Annotated in this window: 15 protein-coding genes; 6 read left to right on the top strand and 9 right to left on the bottom strand. The window is 71.6% G+C overall.

Features of this window, described 5'->3' with window-relative positions:
• The first annotated feature begins 44 nt into the window (after window positions 1-44).
• Together NRP21_RS10580 and NRP21_RS10575 are read left to right on the top strand one after the other, a co-directional pair.
• Window positions 45-941 (top strand): ROK family protein, encoded by an 897-nt coding sequence (locus NRP21_RS10580; protein ID WP_257716163.1) that lies wholly within the window; start codon window positions 45-47, stop codon window positions 939-941.
• A gap of 41 nt (window positions 942-982) precedes the next feature.
• Window positions 983-2,245 carry a DNA polymerase IV gene (locus NRP21_RS10575; RefSeq protein WP_257716162.1) on the top strand — a complete coding sequence of 421 codons (1,263 nt, stop codon included), beginning with the start codon at window positions 983-985 and terminating at the stop codon, window positions 2,243-2,245.
• A gap of 10 nt (window positions 2,246-2,255) precedes the next feature.
• Here NRP21_RS10575 and NRP21_RS10570 read toward each other — a convergent pair whose 3' ends face one another.
• Genes NRP21_RS10570 through dapD form a run of 3 tightly spaced genes read right to left on the bottom strand, consistent with a single transcriptional unit; the run spans window position 2,256 to window position 4,789 of the window.
• Window positions 2,256-2,825 (bottom strand): hypothetical protein, encoded by a 570-nt coding sequence (locus NRP21_RS10570; RefSeq protein ID WP_257716161.1) that lies wholly within the window; start codon window positions 2,823-2,825, stop codon window positions 2,256-2,258.
• Complete coding sequence (gene dapE, locus NRP21_RS10565; protein WP_257716160.1) at window positions 2,813-3,940, bottom strand: succinyl-diaminopimelate desuccinylase; 1,128 nt, start codon at window positions 3,938-3,940, stop codon at window positions 2,813-2,815. Before dapE ends, NRP21_RS10570 begins: the two co-directional genes overlap by 13 nt.
• 12 nt (window positions 3,941-3,952) lie before the next feature.
• On the bottom strand, window positions 3,953-4,789 hold the full coding sequence (gene dapD / locus NRP21_RS10560) for a 2,3,4,5-tetrahydropyridine-2,6-dicarboxylate N-succinyltransferase (protein ID WP_257716159.1): 837 nt from the start codon (window positions 4,787-4,789) through the stop codon (window positions 3,953-3,955).
• A gap of 176 nt (window positions 4,790-4,965) precedes the next feature.
• On the opposite strand from dapD, the gene NRP21_RS10555 reads away from it, so the two are divergent.
• Window positions 4,966-6,135 carry a DUF2336 domain-containing protein gene (locus tag NRP21_RS10555; RefSeq protein WP_257716158.1) on the top strand — a complete coding sequence of 390 codons (1,170 nt, stop codon included), beginning with the start codon at window positions 4,966-4,968 and terminating at the stop codon, window positions 6,133-6,135.
• Between the two features lie 7 nt (window positions 6,136-6,142).
• Here NRP21_RS10555 and argB read toward each other — a convergent pair whose 3' ends face one another.
• The 6 genes from argB to rpmH all read right to left on the bottom strand — a co-directional run bounded on the left by argB (window position 6,143) and on the right by rpmH (window position 10,391).
• Window positions 6,143-7,024 carry an acetylglutamate kinase gene (gene argB / locus NRP21_RS10550; protein WP_257716157.1) on the bottom strand — a complete coding sequence of 294 codons (882 nt, stop codon included), beginning with the start codon at window positions 7,022-7,024 and terminating at the stop codon, window positions 6,143-6,145.
• Between the two features lie 155 nt (window positions 7,025-7,179).
• On the bottom strand, window positions 7,180-7,851 hold the full coding sequence (gene yihA, locus NRP21_RS10545; protein WP_257716156.1) for a ribosome biogenesis GTP-binding protein YihA/YsxC: 672 nt from the start codon (window positions 7,849-7,851) through the stop codon (window positions 7,180-7,182).
• Window positions 7,848-9,605, bottom strand: coding sequence for a membrane protein insertase YidC (gene yidC / locus NRP21_RS10540; protein ID WP_257716155.1), 1,758 nt, complete (start codon window positions 9,603-9,605; stop codon window positions 7,848-7,850). Before yidC ends, yihA begins: the two co-directional genes overlap by 4 nt.
• Window positions 9,606-9,616: 11 nt before the next feature.
• Window positions 9,617-9,874 (bottom strand): membrane protein insertion efficiency factor YidD, encoded by a 258-nt coding sequence (gene yidD, locus NRP21_RS10535; protein ID WP_257716154.1) that lies wholly within the window; start codon window positions 9,872-9,874, stop codon window positions 9,617-9,619.
• The gene (gene rnpA, locus NRP21_RS10530; RefSeq protein WP_257716153.1) at window positions 9,871-10,206 is read right to left on the bottom strand and encodes a ribonuclease P protein component; all 336 of its coding nucleotides are present in this window, start codon (window positions 10,204-10,206) and stop codon (window positions 9,871-9,873) included. Before rnpA ends, yidD begins: the two co-directional genes overlap by 4 nt.
• A gap of 50 nt (window positions 10,207-10,256) precedes the next feature.
• Window positions 10,257-10,391, bottom strand: coding sequence for a 50S ribosomal protein L34 (gene rpmH, locus NRP21_RS10525; protein WP_257716152.1), 135 nt, complete (start codon window positions 10,389-10,391; stop codon window positions 10,257-10,259).
• A 296-nt stretch (window positions 10,392-10,687) separates the two neighbouring features.
• Here rpmH and NRP21_RS10520 point away from each other — a divergent pair, with 296 nt between their 5' ends.
• The 3 genes from NRP21_RS10520 to NRP21_RS10510 are packed head-to-tail and all read left to right on the top strand — an operon-like array spanning window position 10,688 to window position 13,971.
• Window positions 10,688-12,049, top strand: a complete 1,362-nt coding sequence (locus NRP21_RS10520; protein ID WP_257716151.1) for an FAD-dependent oxidoreductase — start codon at window positions 10,688-10,690, stop codon at window positions 12,047-12,049.
• 36 nt (window positions 12,050-12,085) lie between these two features.
• Window positions 12,086-12,877: a 3-hydroxybutyrate dehydrogenase gene (locus NRP21_RS10515; protein WP_257716150.1), complete on the top strand. Its 792-nt coding sequence runs from the start codon at window positions 12,086-12,088 to the stop codon at window positions 12,875-12,877.
• Window positions 12,874-13,971, top strand: a complete 1,098-nt coding sequence (locus NRP21_RS10510; protein WP_257716149.1) for a patatin-like phospholipase family protein — start codon at window positions 12,874-12,876, stop codon at window positions 13,969-13,971. Before NRP21_RS10515 ends, NRP21_RS10510 begins: the two co-directional genes overlap by 4 nt.
• Window positions 13,972-13,981 lie beyond the last annotated feature (10 nt).

The raw sequence follows: 13,981 nt of genomic DNA, 5'->3' as shown, positions 1-13,981 counted from the left end.
ATGCTCCGCTGGACGTGTCCCCGGTGCACCGGCATCTATCGCCCATGACGATCAGGCTCGGCGTGGACCTCGGCGGCACGAAGACGGAAATCGCGGCCCTGGGCCCGGACGGGGAGGTGCTGCTGCGCCGCCGCCGCCCGACCGGGAACGGCTACGAGGCAACGGTGGCAACCATCGCCGCCCTGGTACGGGAGGCGGAGGCCGAGCTGGGAGCCACGGGCAGCGTGGGCGTGGGCATTCCCGGCAGCATCAACCCGCAAACAGGGCTGGTACGGAACGCCAACAGCCAGGCCCTGAACGGCCGCCCGCTGGACCGGGACCTGGAGGCGGCGCTGGGCCGCCCGGTCCGGGTGACGAATGACGCCAACTGCCTGGCGATGAGCGAGGCGGCAGACGGCGCCGGTGCGGGGCACCACATCGTCTTCGCGGCCATCCTCGGCACAGGGGTGGGCGGCGGATGGGTCGTGGACGGGCGCCCGCTGGAGGGGCTGAACCGCGTGGCCGGGGAATGGGGCCACACCCCCCTGCCCTGGATGCGGCCGGAAGAGTTCCCGGGCTCGCGCTGCTGGTGCGGGCTGCATGGCTGCCTGGAGACCTTCCTCTGCGGCCCTGCCCTGGCCGCAGACGCGGATGGGCCGGGCGTGCGGGACGCGAGTGGGCTTGAGGCCCGGGCGGCTTCCGGCGATCCGGCGGCGGCCGCGGCGCTGGACCGGTACGCGGACCGGCTGGCGCGGGCCCTGGCCCAGCTGGTGAATCTGATGGATCCGGAGGTGATCGTGCTGGGCGGCGGTGTCTCAAACTTCGCCCGGCTGTACGAGGCGGTGCCGGGGTTGATGGCGCCCTTCATCTTCGGGGACGCCAAGGCGGTACGGCTCGTCCGGGCGCGGCACGGGGACAGTTCCGGCGTCTTCGGCGCCGCGCGGCTCTGGGATGCGGCCTGACGACTCGGGCCCTTGTTCCCGTTCCGTGCTAGAGAGGGAATATGCCCTCCCTCTGCCGGGACTGCTTCTCCCATTCCGCAGAAGCGCCACGCCGCTGCACCGCCTGCGGCAGCGCGCGCGTGGTCTCGCACCCCGAGCTCTTCTCCCTTCCTATCGCCCATATCGACTGCGACGCCTTCTTCGCCAGCGTTGAGAAGCGTGACCGGCCGGAACTGGCCGCCCGCCCCGTGATCGTAGGCGGGGGCCAGCGCGGCGTGGTCTCGACGGCCTGCTACCTGGCGCGGACGCGCGGGGTGAAATCCGCCATGCCGATGTTCAAGGCCCTGGCCGCCTGCCCGGACGCCGTGGTGATCAAGCCGGACTTCACGAAATACGTGGCCGCCTCGCGCCAGATCCGGGCGCTGATGGAAGCGCTGACCCCACTGGTCCAGGCCATGTCCATCGACGAGGCGGTGCTGGACCTCTCGGGCACCGAGGTGCTGCACGGCGCCCCGCCCGCCGTCGCCCTCGCCCGCTTCGCCAGGACGGTGGAGAAGGAGGTGGGCGTCACGGTCTCCATCGGCCTCGCTCCCAACCGGCTGCTCGCCAAGATCGCGGTGGAGCGGGACAAGCCGCGCGGCCTGGCCGTGATCGGTGTCGCCGAGGCGGCCGCCCTGCTGGCGCCTGAGCCGGTGACGATTTTGCCGGGCGTCGGCCCCGCCTTCGCGGCGAAGCTGGGGGGAATGGGCTTCTCCACCCTCGGCCAGCTCGCCTGCCTGGACGCGCGGGAGGCGATGCGCCGCTTCGGGGAGGACGGGCCGGCCCTGGTAGCCCGGGCCCGCGGCGAAGACTCCCGCCCCGTCCGGCCGGAGCGCGAGACCAAGTCGGTCTCGGCCGAGACCACCTTCGAACGCGACATTGCTCGGCCGGAGGAGATGGAGCCCGTCCTCTGGCGGCTCTGCGAGAGGCTGGCGCGGCGGCTGGCGGAGAAGGGCTTCGCCGCCGGCGGGGTGGTGCTGAAGCTGAAGACCGCCCGCTTCGCCCTACGGACCCGCAACGCGCGGCTGGCTGGGCCCAGCGCGGTGCCGGAAACCCTCTTCGCCGCCGCGCGCCCGCTGCTGGCGCGGGAGGCGGACGGCACGGCCTTCCGCCTGATCGGCATCGGCGCCCAGCCCCTGGTGGAGGCCGCCGCCGCCGACCACGGCGACCTGGCGGACCCGGAGGCGCCGCGCCGGGCCGCGCGCTGGACCGCGATGGAAGCCCTGCGGGCGAAGTTCGGGGATGGGGCGGTGGCGGTCGGGCGAGGTCTGGCCGCACGGCGCTGACCGCCGCGGCCTAGCCGAGCCGCGCCACCGTCGAGGCGATGGTGAGGCCGATGGCCATGTCCATCAGCACGAACATCCCGGCCCGGATACCGCTGATGCGGAGCGCCGACTTCGCGACGAACCACTCCATCCAGAGCGCGTAGGCGAAGGCCAGGAGGGTGAGCAGGCCGCCCACCCCGCCGGGCAGCAGGCGCCCGAGGAGCGCGGCGGCCAGGAGTGCCGCGTACTGGGCGAGGTTGGTCCAGTTCCACGCGGCGATGAAGAGCGGCCAGAGCGGCCCACGGCCGGAGGCATCCACCAGCGCCGTGGAGGCGAGCGGGAAGACCACCCAGCCCAGCATGTAGCCGATCAGCTCCACCGCCAGCCCGCCGGAGAGGAGGGCGTCGTCCCCCATTCCGCGGATGATGAGGAACGGGATGAGGCAGGCCGCGCCCGCCCAGAAGGAGCGCGCGGCACCCTCCATGGAAAGGAGGGCGAAGCGCAGCCCCTCCTCCCTGCCCTGGGCGAGGAGGAAGGCGGCGCGCAGCCCGGCCGCGATCTGCGTCTCGAGGGTGACGGCGGGAGTGCTCAGCCCAGGCACTCCCGGATCACGGCGCCGTAAAGGGTAGAGAGGCGGCGCAGTTCCTCCACCGGCGTGCGCTCGTCCACCTTGTGCATGGTGGTGCCGACCGCGCCGAGCTCGGCGACGGGGCAGAGGCGGGTGATGAAGCGCGCGTCCGAAGTGCCGCCACCCGTGTCCAGCGCGCCCTCCTCGCCCGTGCTGGCCTGGACCGCGCGGCGAAGCGCGTCCACGAAGGGGCCGGGCTGGGTCAGGAAGGCGTCGCCGGAACTGGAGAAGCGCGCCTCGTGGCGTGGCGCCTCCTCGGCGAGGATCTCCCGGATCCGCGCCTCCAGGCTCGCGGCGGAATGGGTTGGGTTGAAGCGGATGTTCAGCCGGGCGAAGGCGCTGGCGGGCACGATGTTGTTCGTGGAATTGCCCACGTCCACCGTGGTGACCTGCAGCGTGCTGGCCTGGAACCACCCCGTGCCGCCGTCCAGCGGCTCCGCCGTCAGCCGGTGGATCACCCGGGCCATGCGGTGGATCGGGTTGTCCGCCCGGTCGGGGTAGGCGACGTGGCCCTGGATGCCGTGGATGGTGAACTCGGCGGAGAAGCTGCCGCGCCGGCCGATCTTGATCGTGTCGCCCAGCCGCTCCTTGCTCGTCGGCTCGCCCACCAGACACATGTCCGGGACCAGGTGGTTCTCCGCCATCCAGTCCAGCACCTTCGTGGTGCCGTCGGTGGCCACCCCCTCCTCGTCCCCGGTGATGAGGAAGGAGAGGGTGCCGCGATCCGCCGTGCCGTCCGCCACCGCATCGGCGGCGGCCGCGACGAAGGCGGCAACCCCGCCCTTCATGTCCACTGCGCCGCGCCCGTAGAGGGTGCCGTCCGCGACCTCCGCCGCGAAGGGCGGGTGCGTCCAGCCCTCCCCCGGCGGCACGACGTCCGTATGGCCAGCGAAGCAGAGATGCGGGCCGTTGCCGCCGGAGCGGCGGATGGCGAAGAGGTTCTCCACCTCCCCAAAGCGCAGCCGGGTGCACTGGAAGCCGAGCGGCGCCAGGGCCCCCTCCAGCACCGCCATCGCGCCCTCATCGGCGGGCGTGACGGAGGCGCAGCGGATCAGAGCCTGCGCGATGGGGAGCGGATCGGTCTCCATCAGTCCCCCCGGTCAGTCACGAAGCAGCTCGTTGATGCTCGTCTTGCTGCGGGTCTGGGCGTCCACGCGCTTCACGATGACAGCGCAGTAGAGGCTCGGGCCCGGCGTGCCATCGGGCAGCGCCTTGCCGGGAAGGCTGCCCGGCACCACCACGGAATAGGGCGGCACCTTGCCGACGAAGACCTCGCCCGTCGCGCGGTCGATGATCTTGGTGGATGCGCCGAGGAAGACGCCCATGGCGAGGACCGAGCCCTCGCCGACGATCACGCCCTCCGCCACCTCGGAACGGGCGCCGACAAAGCAGTTGTCGCCGATCACCACCGGGTTGGCCTGCAGCGGCTCCAGCACGCCGCCGATGCCGGCGCCGCCGGAAATGTGGCAGTTCTTGCCGATCTGCGCGCAGGAGCCGACGGTCGCCCAGGTGTCGATCATCGTGTTCTCGTCCACGTAGGCGCCGAGGTTCACGAAGGAGGGCATGAGCACCACGCCCTTGCCGATGAAGGCAGAGCGCCGGACCACCGCCCCGGGCACGGCGCGGAAACTGGCCTCACGGAAGCGGTTCTCGCCCCAGTCCTTGAATTTCAGGGGAACCTTGTCGTAGGCGCCGAGGCCGACATCCATCGGCGCACTGTCCTCCAGCCGGAAGGAGAGCAGCACAGCCTGCTTCAGCCACTGGTTGACGCGCCAGCCCCCCTGCCCGTCCGGCTCCGCGACCCGGGCCTTGCCGGAGTCCAGGGCCTCCAGCGCCGCCTCGATCGCCTCGCGGTCCTCGCCCTTGGTGGCGGGGCTCAGCTCGGCCCGGCGTTCCCAGAGGGCCTCGATTCGGGGCTGGAGGGCGGCGAGGTCCATCGGGAAGTCCTGCATGTCGTCGGCGGTCGGAGGCGGACCCCATCGCGCGCGGGGCGCGGGCTGTCAACGCGGGCGACGCAAGGGATTCAGCCTTCCCTAACCTTCGGGGTGCAGCTTGGCGGCAGCAAAAGGCTCCGGCGCCGCGGGCGCGGGACCTCCCTGATCTGGAGGTGACGATGCAAGCCGAACTGGCCGTCTCGCCCCGCCGCATGGACGATGCCGCGCGGGCGAGGCTGGCGGAGCGGGCAGATACCCCGCTGGAGATGCTGTTCTTCCTGGCTAACGACCCCGCTATCACGGTGCGGGCCGCGATCGCCGCGAACGCCGCCACGCCGCCCCTGGCGGACCACCTCCTGGCACGCGATTCGGAGCCAGGAGTGCGGCGCGTGCTGGCGCGCAAGCTAGCCACGCTCGCCCCGCTGCTGGATCCGGAGACGACGGACCGGCATCGCCGGGCCACCTGGGAGGCGCTGCTCCTCCTCAGCGACGATGACGCGGTGGCCGTGCGCGCCGCCGTGACGGAACTGGTGGCGGAGCTGGCCCATATCCCCCGACCGCTGATCCTCCGCCTGGCGCGGGACGTTGCCATGGCCGTGGCCGAGCCCGTCCTGCGTGGTTCCCCAGTGCTGGAGGAGGGTGACCTCCTCCGCCTCATCGCCGACCCGCCCGTGCCCGAGACGCTTGGGGCGATCGCGCGCCGGCCCCACCTGCCGGAAGCGCCCTCGGCCGCGATCGCGGAGCGGGAGGAGGAAGCCTCGGTCGCCGCCTTGCTGGCGAACGCGACGGCCCGCATCCGCGAGGCGACGCTTCTCGCCCTGACGGAGCGCTGCGGCGGGCATGCCGGCTGGCAAGCGGCGCTGGTCCGTCGCCCCGGGCTGAGCGCGGCCGTGCTGCGCGGGCTGCAGGACATGGTGGCCGGGGAGGCGCTGCGGATCCTCCTCTCCCGGCCGGATCTGGGCACGGCCGGGCCAGCCGGTGCCCATCCGGGGCTGGCCGCTCCTGGCCCCAGCCCCGCGGGGTTCCCCGACCCTCCTTCCGGCCCGGTCAACGAGGAGAGCTTCATCGCCGCCGCCCGGCATTCGCGCCTGCCGGAATGCGCCCGGATCCTCGCGGCGCTCAGCGGCCTGCCCGGCGGGGTGGTGACCCGCGCGCTGGAGGGCCGGGACGCGCGGCTGCTGGTTTCGCTCTGCTGGAAGGCCGGGCTTTCCGGCCGGGCAGCCACCTTCGCCCAGATGCGCCTGGCGGGCAGCGCGCCAGAGGAACTCCTGGTCCTGCCCGGCGGAAGCTGGGCGCTGGCGCCCGAAACGATGCAGGAACTGGTCGGGGGGCTGCTCGCCCCCTCCTGATGCCAGTTCAGGCCTTGATAAGGGTGCCCGCGCCGCCCTCGGTAAACAACTCGGCCAGGACCGCGTGCGGCACCCGGCCGTCCAGGATCACAGCGCCCTGCACGCCCTTCTCTATGGCGTAGATGCAGGTCTCCACCTTCGGGATCATGCCGGCCGAGATCCAGCCCTCGGCGATCCCCGCCCGCACATCGGCCACGCTCATCTCCGGGATGTGCTTGCCGTCCGGGCCGCGCACGCCGGCCACGTCGGTCAGCATCAGCAACCGCACGGCGCCCAGCGCGCCGGCGATCGCGCCGGCCACGGTATCCGCGTTGATGTTATAGGTCTGGCCATCCGGGCCCACGCCGACGGGGGCCACTACGGGCACGATGTCTGCCCCGATCATCAGGCGCAGAACCTTGGTATCGACCTCCGCCGGCTCCCCGACATAGCCCAGGTCCAGGGGCCGCGGCTGCTTCGTCTCGGGGTCGATCACCGTGCGCTCGGCCTTGCGGGCGCGGATCAGGTTGCCGTCCTTGCCGGAGATGCCGACCGCGATCACGCCCGCCCGGGTGATTGCCTCGGCCACCTGTTTATTGACGGTCCCGGCGAGGACCATCTCCACCACGTCCACCATCTGCTCGTCCGTCACGCGCAGCCCGTTCACGAAGGTGGACTGCACGTTCAGGCGCTTCAGCATGGCGTTGATCTGCGGCCCGCCGCCATGGACCACCACGGGGTTCACGCCCACCTGCTCCAGCAACGCGATGTCGCGGCCGAAGCGCAGCGCTGTGTCCTCCTCGCCCATTGCGTGGCCGCCGTACTTCACGACGATGATCTGATCGTCGTAGCGCTTCAGGTAGGGCAGAGCGCCGGCGAGGATCGCCATCTGGTCGTGCGGGTCGGTCATGGGCGGTCCCTGTAGGCGGCGCGTCAGGTCGCGCCCGGCCGGGGTGGCCCCGGGGCCGCGCGCATGGGCCGGGGTGGTAAGGGCGGCGGACCGGGGCGGTCAACCCGGGCCTGCGAAGAACGGGCCAGCGCGGGCCGCCCGCCGCACGGCCCGGTTCAGCCGCCGGCGGCGATCTCCGCCAGGGCCGCGCGCAGCTCCGGAATGCCCGTTCCCTTGTTCGAGGAGGTGGTGAGGACGACCGGGTGCGCCGCCACGCGCTTCCGCACGATCTCCGCCATCTCCGCCTGCCGCTTCTCCAGCCGGGAGAGGGGCTTGGTGTCGTCGGATTTGGTCAGCACGATCTGGAAGGGCACGGCGGCCTCCCCCAGCAGGTCCATGGCGGCCCGGTCGCCGTCCTTCGTCTCGATCCGGGCGTCCATCAGCAAGATCACCCGGCGCAGCGTGGGGCGGCCGCGCAGGTAGTCGAACATCAACCCCTGCCAGTCCGCCTTCACGGCCTTGCTGGCCTGGGCGAAGCCGTAGCCCGGCATGTCCACGATGGTCAGGGGCGTTTCCGTCCCCTCCCCGGCCGCGAAGAAGTTCAGCTGCCGCGTGCGCCCGGGCGTGTGGGAGACGCGAGCCAGGCCGTGATGCCCGGCGATCGCGTTGATGAGGGAGGACTTCCCCACGTTGGAGCGGCCGCAGAAGGCCACCTCCGGCGCCTGGGCCGGGGGCAGTCCCTCAAGCTTCTGGGCCGCGAAGAAGAAGTTGACGGGGCGCGCGAAGAGAAGGCGCCCCGCCTCGATCCGGGCGGCCTCCTCCGCCGCCGCGTCCGCGCTATCGCTCACGATCGTGCCGCCGCCTTCTCCAGCCGCTGCGTCTCCCGGTCATGCCGGCTGATGTAGTACTGCTGGGCCACGGAGAGCAGGTTGTTCCAGGACCAGTAGATCACCAGCCCGGCCGGGAAGCTGGCCAGCATGAAGGTGAAGATGATCGGCATGAAGCTGAACAGCTTCGCCTGGATCGGGTCCGGCGGCGTCGGGTTCAGCTTGAACTGGATGTACATCGTGATGCCCATGATGATCGCCCAGGCCGGCATATGCAGGAAGGCCGGGGGATCGAAGGGGATCAGGCCGAAGAGGTTGAACAGGTTCGTCGGATCGGGTGCCGAGAGGTCGCGGATCCAGCCGAAGAAGGGCGCGTGCCGCATCTCGATGGTGACGAACAGCACCTTGTAGAGCGCGAAGAAGACGGGAATCTGGAGCAGGATCGGCAGGCAGCCCGCGGCGGGATTGATCTTCTCCGCCTTGTAGAGCGCCATCATCTCCTGCTGCATCTTCGCAGGGTCTTCCTTGTTGCGCTCCTTCATCTCCTGCATCTTCGGGCCCAGGGCCTTCATCCGGGCCATGGACTGGTAGGACTTGCTGGCCAGCGGAAAGAACAGGGCCTTCAGCGCCACCGTGAAGATCAGGATGGCGATGCCGAAGTTGCCGACCACGCCGAAGAGCCAGTCGAGCGCATAGAAGAACGGCTTCGTCAGGAACCAGAACCAGCCGAAATCCACGGCCGAGTAGAAGTCCTTGATGTGCAGGTCGTTCGTGTAGGCGTCCAGCAGCTTCACCTCTTTCGCCCCCGCGAACATGCGGGTGGCATAGGCGGCGGTGGCACCGGGCGCGGCGGTGATGGCGCCCGTGGGGGCCACGTCCACCTGCCAGCGGTCCTGCCCGCCCTCCTGCGTCGCGCGGAAGGCGGCGTGGCTCGGGGCGGACTGGTCGGCGGGCAGCACGGCGGCCAGCCAGTACTTGTCGGTGAAGCCGGCCCAGCCGCCGGGGCCATCGGCCTCGAAGGCGGGGGCGCCGTTGCGGCGCTGCGCCTCGGTCTTGGCGTCGGCGTACTTCCACTCGCGCAGGCGGCCGTCGATCACGCCGACGAAGCCCTCGTGCAGGATGTAGTAGCCGGCCACCTGCGGCGTGTGCTCGCGCCGCACCCGGGCCCAGGGGAGGAGCTGCACCGGCTCCGTGCCCGTGTTCACCACGCGCTGCTCCGCCGTCACCATGAAGTTGGCGTCAAGGGAGAGCGCGATCTCGAAGCGCTGGCCCTGCCCGTTATCCCAGCGCAGCGTGACGGGGGAGGAGGGCGTCAGCGTGCCCTCGGCCGTCCAGTCCGTGTTCGGGCCGGGCACGGCGGTGCGGCCATCGGCGGCCGTCCAGCCCCACTGGGCGAAGTAGGAAGCATTGTCCTCGCGCGGGGCGAGGATGCGGACATTCGGGCTGCCCGGCAGGATGGTCTCGCGGTAGTCGCGCAGCACCATATCGTCGATGCGGGCGCCGCGCAGGTTCACGCTGCCCTGCACGCGCGGGCTCTCGATCCGCAGGCGCGGGGCCGGCGTGGTGGGTGCGCCGTCGTTCGGGCCGGTGCTGGCCACGCCCGCGGGGTTCAGCGCGGTGTTGGCCTGGGGCAGCGGCTGGCCCGTCGTCTGGCTCTGCTGCACGTTCTGCGCGGCCTGCCGCTGCGCCTCGCGCGCGGGGCGGTTCCACACGTCGAAGAGCAGCAGGATGCCGATCGAGATCGCGATCGCGGCAAGGAGTCGCTTGTTGTCCATCGGTCCGGCGTTCAGCTCGTCTTGGCGGCGGGCACCGGGTCATAGCCCCCGGGATGCCAGGGATTGCAGCGAAGGATGCGGCGGGCGGTCATGGCGGTGCCGCGCAGCGCGCCGTGCTCCGTCAGGGCCTCGATCGCGTAGGCACTGCAATGCGGGTGGAAACGGCAATGCGCCCCGATGAAGGGGCGCAGCGTGAACTGGTAGGTGCGCACGCCAATTTTCAGGGCCTCGGCGGCGAGGCCCGGGCTTCTCGTGATGGAGCTGCTCATGCCGGCACGCCCGCCTGTCGAAGCGCGCCGCGCAGGTCACCCTGGAGCTGCGTGAAGGGACGCCCGCGGGTCTCGTCGCGGCCGATCAGCACGATGTCCCAGCCCTCGGGCGGGGCGGCGCCGAGCACGAGGCGCGCGGCCTCGCGCAGGCGGCGCTTGGTGCGATTCCGCACCACGGCGTTGCCCACCTTCTTCGTGACGGTAAAGCCGAGGCGCATGGGGCCGCCCGTGTCCGGCAGGGCCTGGATCACCAGCCCCGGCCGGGCAGCGCGCTTGCCGCGCTGGGCGGCGCGCAGGAAGTCGCGCCGCTTCTTCATCCGGGGCAGCTTCATGCGGGAAACGGTCTCCGGGGCATGGGATCAGGCCGCCCCGGAGGGGCTGCTCAGGCGGAGAGCTTCTTGCGGCCCTTGGCGCGGCGGTTGGCGAGCACCTTGCGGCCGCCCACCGTCTCCATACGGGTGCGGAACCCGTGCCGGCGCTTCCGGACGAGCTTCGAGGGCTGGTAGGTACGCTTCACGGCAAGGCGCTCCGTCTGAGTGCCCGCCACCCAGGTCGTTGGGGCGGCGGCAAGAGGTGGTCTGGTGGCCAGTGCGGTCCCGGCCGCCCCTTCCGCCTCTCCGAGTGGCGGAGGAGGCAGACGCGGGCAGCCGCGGCGGGACGCCCGGCGCGGGTGGCGCTGTATAGGAAGCCGCCCGCGCCCGCGTCAACCAAAGCCTTTCCTTCGCGGAACGCCCCTACCCTTCCCGCCGCATCGCGTTATGCGTGGCGCTGCCCAGCCCGATCGCCGGAGGGCGCCGCATCGCTGGAGGGACCATGCCGGAAACCGACATCGCCGTGATCGGCGCGGGCGAGGCAGGCCGGGGCATCGCCGCCCTCGCCCGCGCCCTCGGCTTGCGCGTCACCCTTTTCGAGCGCGGCGCCATGGGTGGCGAGGCGCCGGACCCCGCCATCACCGCCGCCTCGCTGCGCGGCCTCGCCGCCCGCGCGGCGCTGATGCGGGATTCCCAGCGCTTCGGACTCGGCGAGGGGCCGGTTGCGGTAGACTGGCTGGCGCTCCGCACCCACCTCGCCGCGGCCGACGCGGACGCGGCACCCGATTCGACGCCGGCGCGCTTCGAGGCCATGGGAATCGAGATGGTGCGCGGGGCGGCGCGCTTCGCCGGACCGGACCGGGTGGGCGCGGCGGGGCGGGAATGGACCTTCCGCCGCGCGGTGATCGCGACCGGCGCCCAGCCGGTGGTTGCCGCGCTGGAGGGGCTAGAGGTGCTGCCCTACCTCACCGAGGACACGCTGCCCGAGCTTGAGGACCGGCCCAACCACCTCCTCATCCTTGGCGGCGCGCCGTTCGGGCTGGAGATGGCCCAGGCCCTCGCCCGACTGGGCGCGCGGGTGACGCTCGTCTCCCCCATGCCCCTGGCCCCCGGCTTCGACCGCGACATGGTGGAGGGCGTGGCTCGCGCCCTGCGGCGCGACGGCGTGAACCTGGTTGAAGGCGTGGAGGCGGCGCGGGCGGAGCGCGCCGCCGACGGACTCGCCCTGCTGCTCGCGGACGGCACGCGGATCGAGGGCTCCCACATCCTTCTCGCCCTGGGCCGTGTGCCGCGGCTGGCGGGGCTGGACCTGATCGCCGCCGGAATCGGGGCTGAGGGCCCGCTGGCCGTCGATGGCGGGCTTCGCGTGGCCGGGAACCGGCGGGTCTGGGCCGCGGGCGGGGCGATCGGCCGGCCGGGCGCGGGCGACGTCGCGGTGCTCGCGCGCTCCATGCTCTTTCGCCTGCCCACCCCCGCCGCGGCTCCGGAGCCGACTCGGGCGATTCGCACCGAGCCTGCCCTGGTCCAGCTCGGCAACACCGCCGGGGAGGCTCAGCGCCTGCGATGGCCGCTGGCCGACACGGCGCGCGGCGCGGCGGAGGATGTCGGCGAGGGCCTGGTGACGCTCTTTGTTGATGGGGGCGGGCGTCTGGCGGGCGCGTCGCTTCTCGCGCCGGGGGGCATGGAGATGGCGGGGATGCTCGCCATGGGCCTCGGGCGGCCTGTCTCGGAGCTCGGCGGTGCGCCCCTGCCCCACCCTGCCCTTTCAGCCGGCATCGCCCGCGCGGCGCTGGAACACCGGGCGCCGGCCCTGTCCAACCCCGCCCTGCGCTGGGTGGCGGGGATTGCGAAGCGCCTGCCCTAGGCGTTCTCTGCGCCCCGACAACCTGGAGATCCTGCCTTGAGCAAGTCCCTGGAGGGCCGCACGGCCCTCGTCACCGGCTCCACCAGTGGCATCGGCCTCGGCATCGCGCTCGCCTTCGCGCGGGAAGGGGCGAAAGTGATGCTGAACGGATTCGGCACGCCGGATGCCATCTCCGCCGCCCGCGGCGAGGTCGCCGCCATCGCCGGGGGCGAGACGCCCTACTCCGGCGCCGACCTCTCCAAGGCCGAAGGCGTGCGGCAGATGTGCACGGAGGCGGAGGCCGCCCTCGGGCGGGTGGATATCCTGGTGAACAATGCCGGGATCCAGTTCGTCTCCCCGGTCGAGGAGTTCCCGGACGCGAAGTGGGACGCCATCCTCGCCATCAATCTCTCCTCCAACTTCCACGCCATCAAGGCGCTGCTGCCCGGCATGAAGGCGCGGAATTGGGGGCGGATCGTCAACGTCGCCTCCGCCCACGGCCTCGTCGCCTCGCCCTTCAAGGCAGCCTATGTGGCGGCCAAGCACGGGGTGGTCGGGCTCACGAAGACGGTGGCGATCGAGGTCGCCCGCACCCCGATCACCTGCAACGCCATCTGCCCGGGCTTCGTCCGGACTCCCCTGGCGGAGGCCCAGGTCGGGCCGCTGGCACAGAAGCACGGCGTCTCCGAGGAGGCGGCGCTGACAGACTTCCTGCTGGAGAAGCAGCCGAGCAAGCGCTGGGTAGAGGTGGATGAGGTGGCCCAAATGGCCCTCTACCTCTGTGGCCCGAACAGCGGCGCGGTGAACGGCGCGGCCCTCTCCATCGACGGGGCCTGGACCGCTTCGTGACTGCCGCCGGGAAGGAAGGGCTTCCCCCGATCGAGGGGACGCCCGCCGCGCCGGCCGTGGCTCGGCCGGCGGAGCCCCACAGGATCAGCCTCGCCCTCCAGGGCGGTGGCTCGCACGGGGCCTTTACCTGGGGCGTCCTGCTGCAGCTTCTGGAGGAGGAGTCGATCCAGGTCGCCGCCATCTCCGGTGCCTCCGCTGGCGCCCTCAACGGCGCTGCCTTCGCCCAGGGCATGGCGGAGGGCGGACGCCACGGGGCGAAAGCGCTGCTGGACCGTCTCTGGAAGGCTGTCGGCTCACGCTATGCCTTCAGCCCTCTCCGCAACACGCCGCTGGAGCAGTTCATCTGGGGCCCGGACCTCAGCCACGGCCTGGCCTGGCAGACCTTCGACACGCTGACGCGCTTCTTCTCCCCCTACCAGCTCAACCCCTTCCCCATCGAGATGAACCCGCTCCGGCGGGTGCTGGAGGAGGTGCTGGACCTAGACGTGCTGTGCCACCATCCGAACGCGCCCCACCTGCACGTCGCCGCCACGAATGTCCGCACCGGCAAGCCGCGGATCTTCTCCCGCCATGAGGTGACCCGCGACTCGCTGCTCGCCTCGGCCTGCCTGCCCAACCTGTTCCGCGCTGTGGAAATCGACGGCGAGGCCTACTGGGACGGTGGTTTCCTCGGCAACCCCGCACTCTGGCCGCTCTACGAGCGCCAGGGCAGCCCGCAGGACATCGTGCTGATCGGGATCAACCCTATTTCCCGCCCGGACATCCCCCGTACGGTCCAGGAAATCGAGACCAGGGTGAACGAGATCAGCTTCAACGCCTCTCTTATGTACGAGATGCGGGCGATCGAATTCGTCCAGCGACTTGTGGACCAGGGAGTGTTGCAGCCCCCTCGGTATCAGCGCCTCTACATTCACCTCATCGAGGACGAGGAGAAGATGCGGCGACTGGGAATGACTAGCAAATACAACGGCGACTGGAATTTTCTTTGCACGCTGCGCGAGGATGGCCGCGCTGCCGCCGAGGCTTGGCTGGCGGAACACCGGGGCAAGCTGGGGCAGCGGGACAGCGTCGATCTGCGGGCGCGATTCCTGTAACCACTCGGGA

Origin of the sequence: Roseomonas populi (assembly GCF_024594815.1) — a bacterium.
Taxonomy (GTDB): Bacteria; Pseudomonadota; Alphaproteobacteria; order Acetobacterales; family Acetobacteraceae; genus Roseomonas; species Roseomonas populi.
Note: the sequence above shows the minus strand (reverse complement) of the source record. Positions and strands in the feature narration are given on the sequence as shown.

Excerpts from the sequence above, each read along its gene's own strand:
- NRP21_RS10520 (WP_257716151.1), top strand. The coding sequence starts at position 10,688 with ATGCCGGAAACCGACATCGCCGTGATCGGCGCGGGCGAGGCAGGCCGG.
- NRP21_RS10580 (WP_257716163.1), top strand. The coding sequence starts at position 45 with ATGACGATCAGGCTCGGCGTGGACCTCGGCGGCACGAAGACGGAAATC.
- argB (WP_257716157.1), bottom strand. The coding sequence starts at position 7,024 with ATGACCGACCCGCACGACCAGATGGCGATCCTCGCCGGCGCTCTGCCC.
- NRP21_RS10575 (WP_257716162.1), top strand. The coding sequence starts at position 983 with ATGCCCTCCCTCTGCCGGGACTGCTTCTCCCATTCCGCAGAAGCGCCA.
- dapD (WP_257716159.1), bottom strand. The coding sequence starts at position 4,789 with ATGGACCTCGCCGCCCTCCAGCCCCGAATCGAGGCCCTCTGGGAACGC.
- NRP21_RS10555 (WP_257716158.1), top strand. The coding sequence starts at position 4,966 with ATGCAAGCCGAACTGGCCGTCTCGCCCCGCCGCATGGACGATGCCGCG.
- rnpA (WP_257716153.1), bottom strand. The coding sequence starts at position 10,206 with ATGAAGCTGCCCCGGATGAAGAAGCGGCGCGACTTCCTGCGCGCCGCC.
- yidC (WP_257716155.1), bottom strand. The coding sequence starts at position 9,605 with ATGGACAACAAGCGACTCCTTGCCGCGATCGCGATCTCGATCGGCATC.
- yidD (WP_257716154.1), bottom strand. The coding sequence starts at position 9,874 with ATGAGCAGCTCCATCACGAGAAGCCCGGGCCTCGCCGCCGAGGCCCTG.
- dapE (WP_257716160.1), bottom strand. The coding sequence starts at position 3,940 with ATGGAGACCGATCCGCTCCCCATCGCGCAGGCTCTGATCCGCTGCGCC.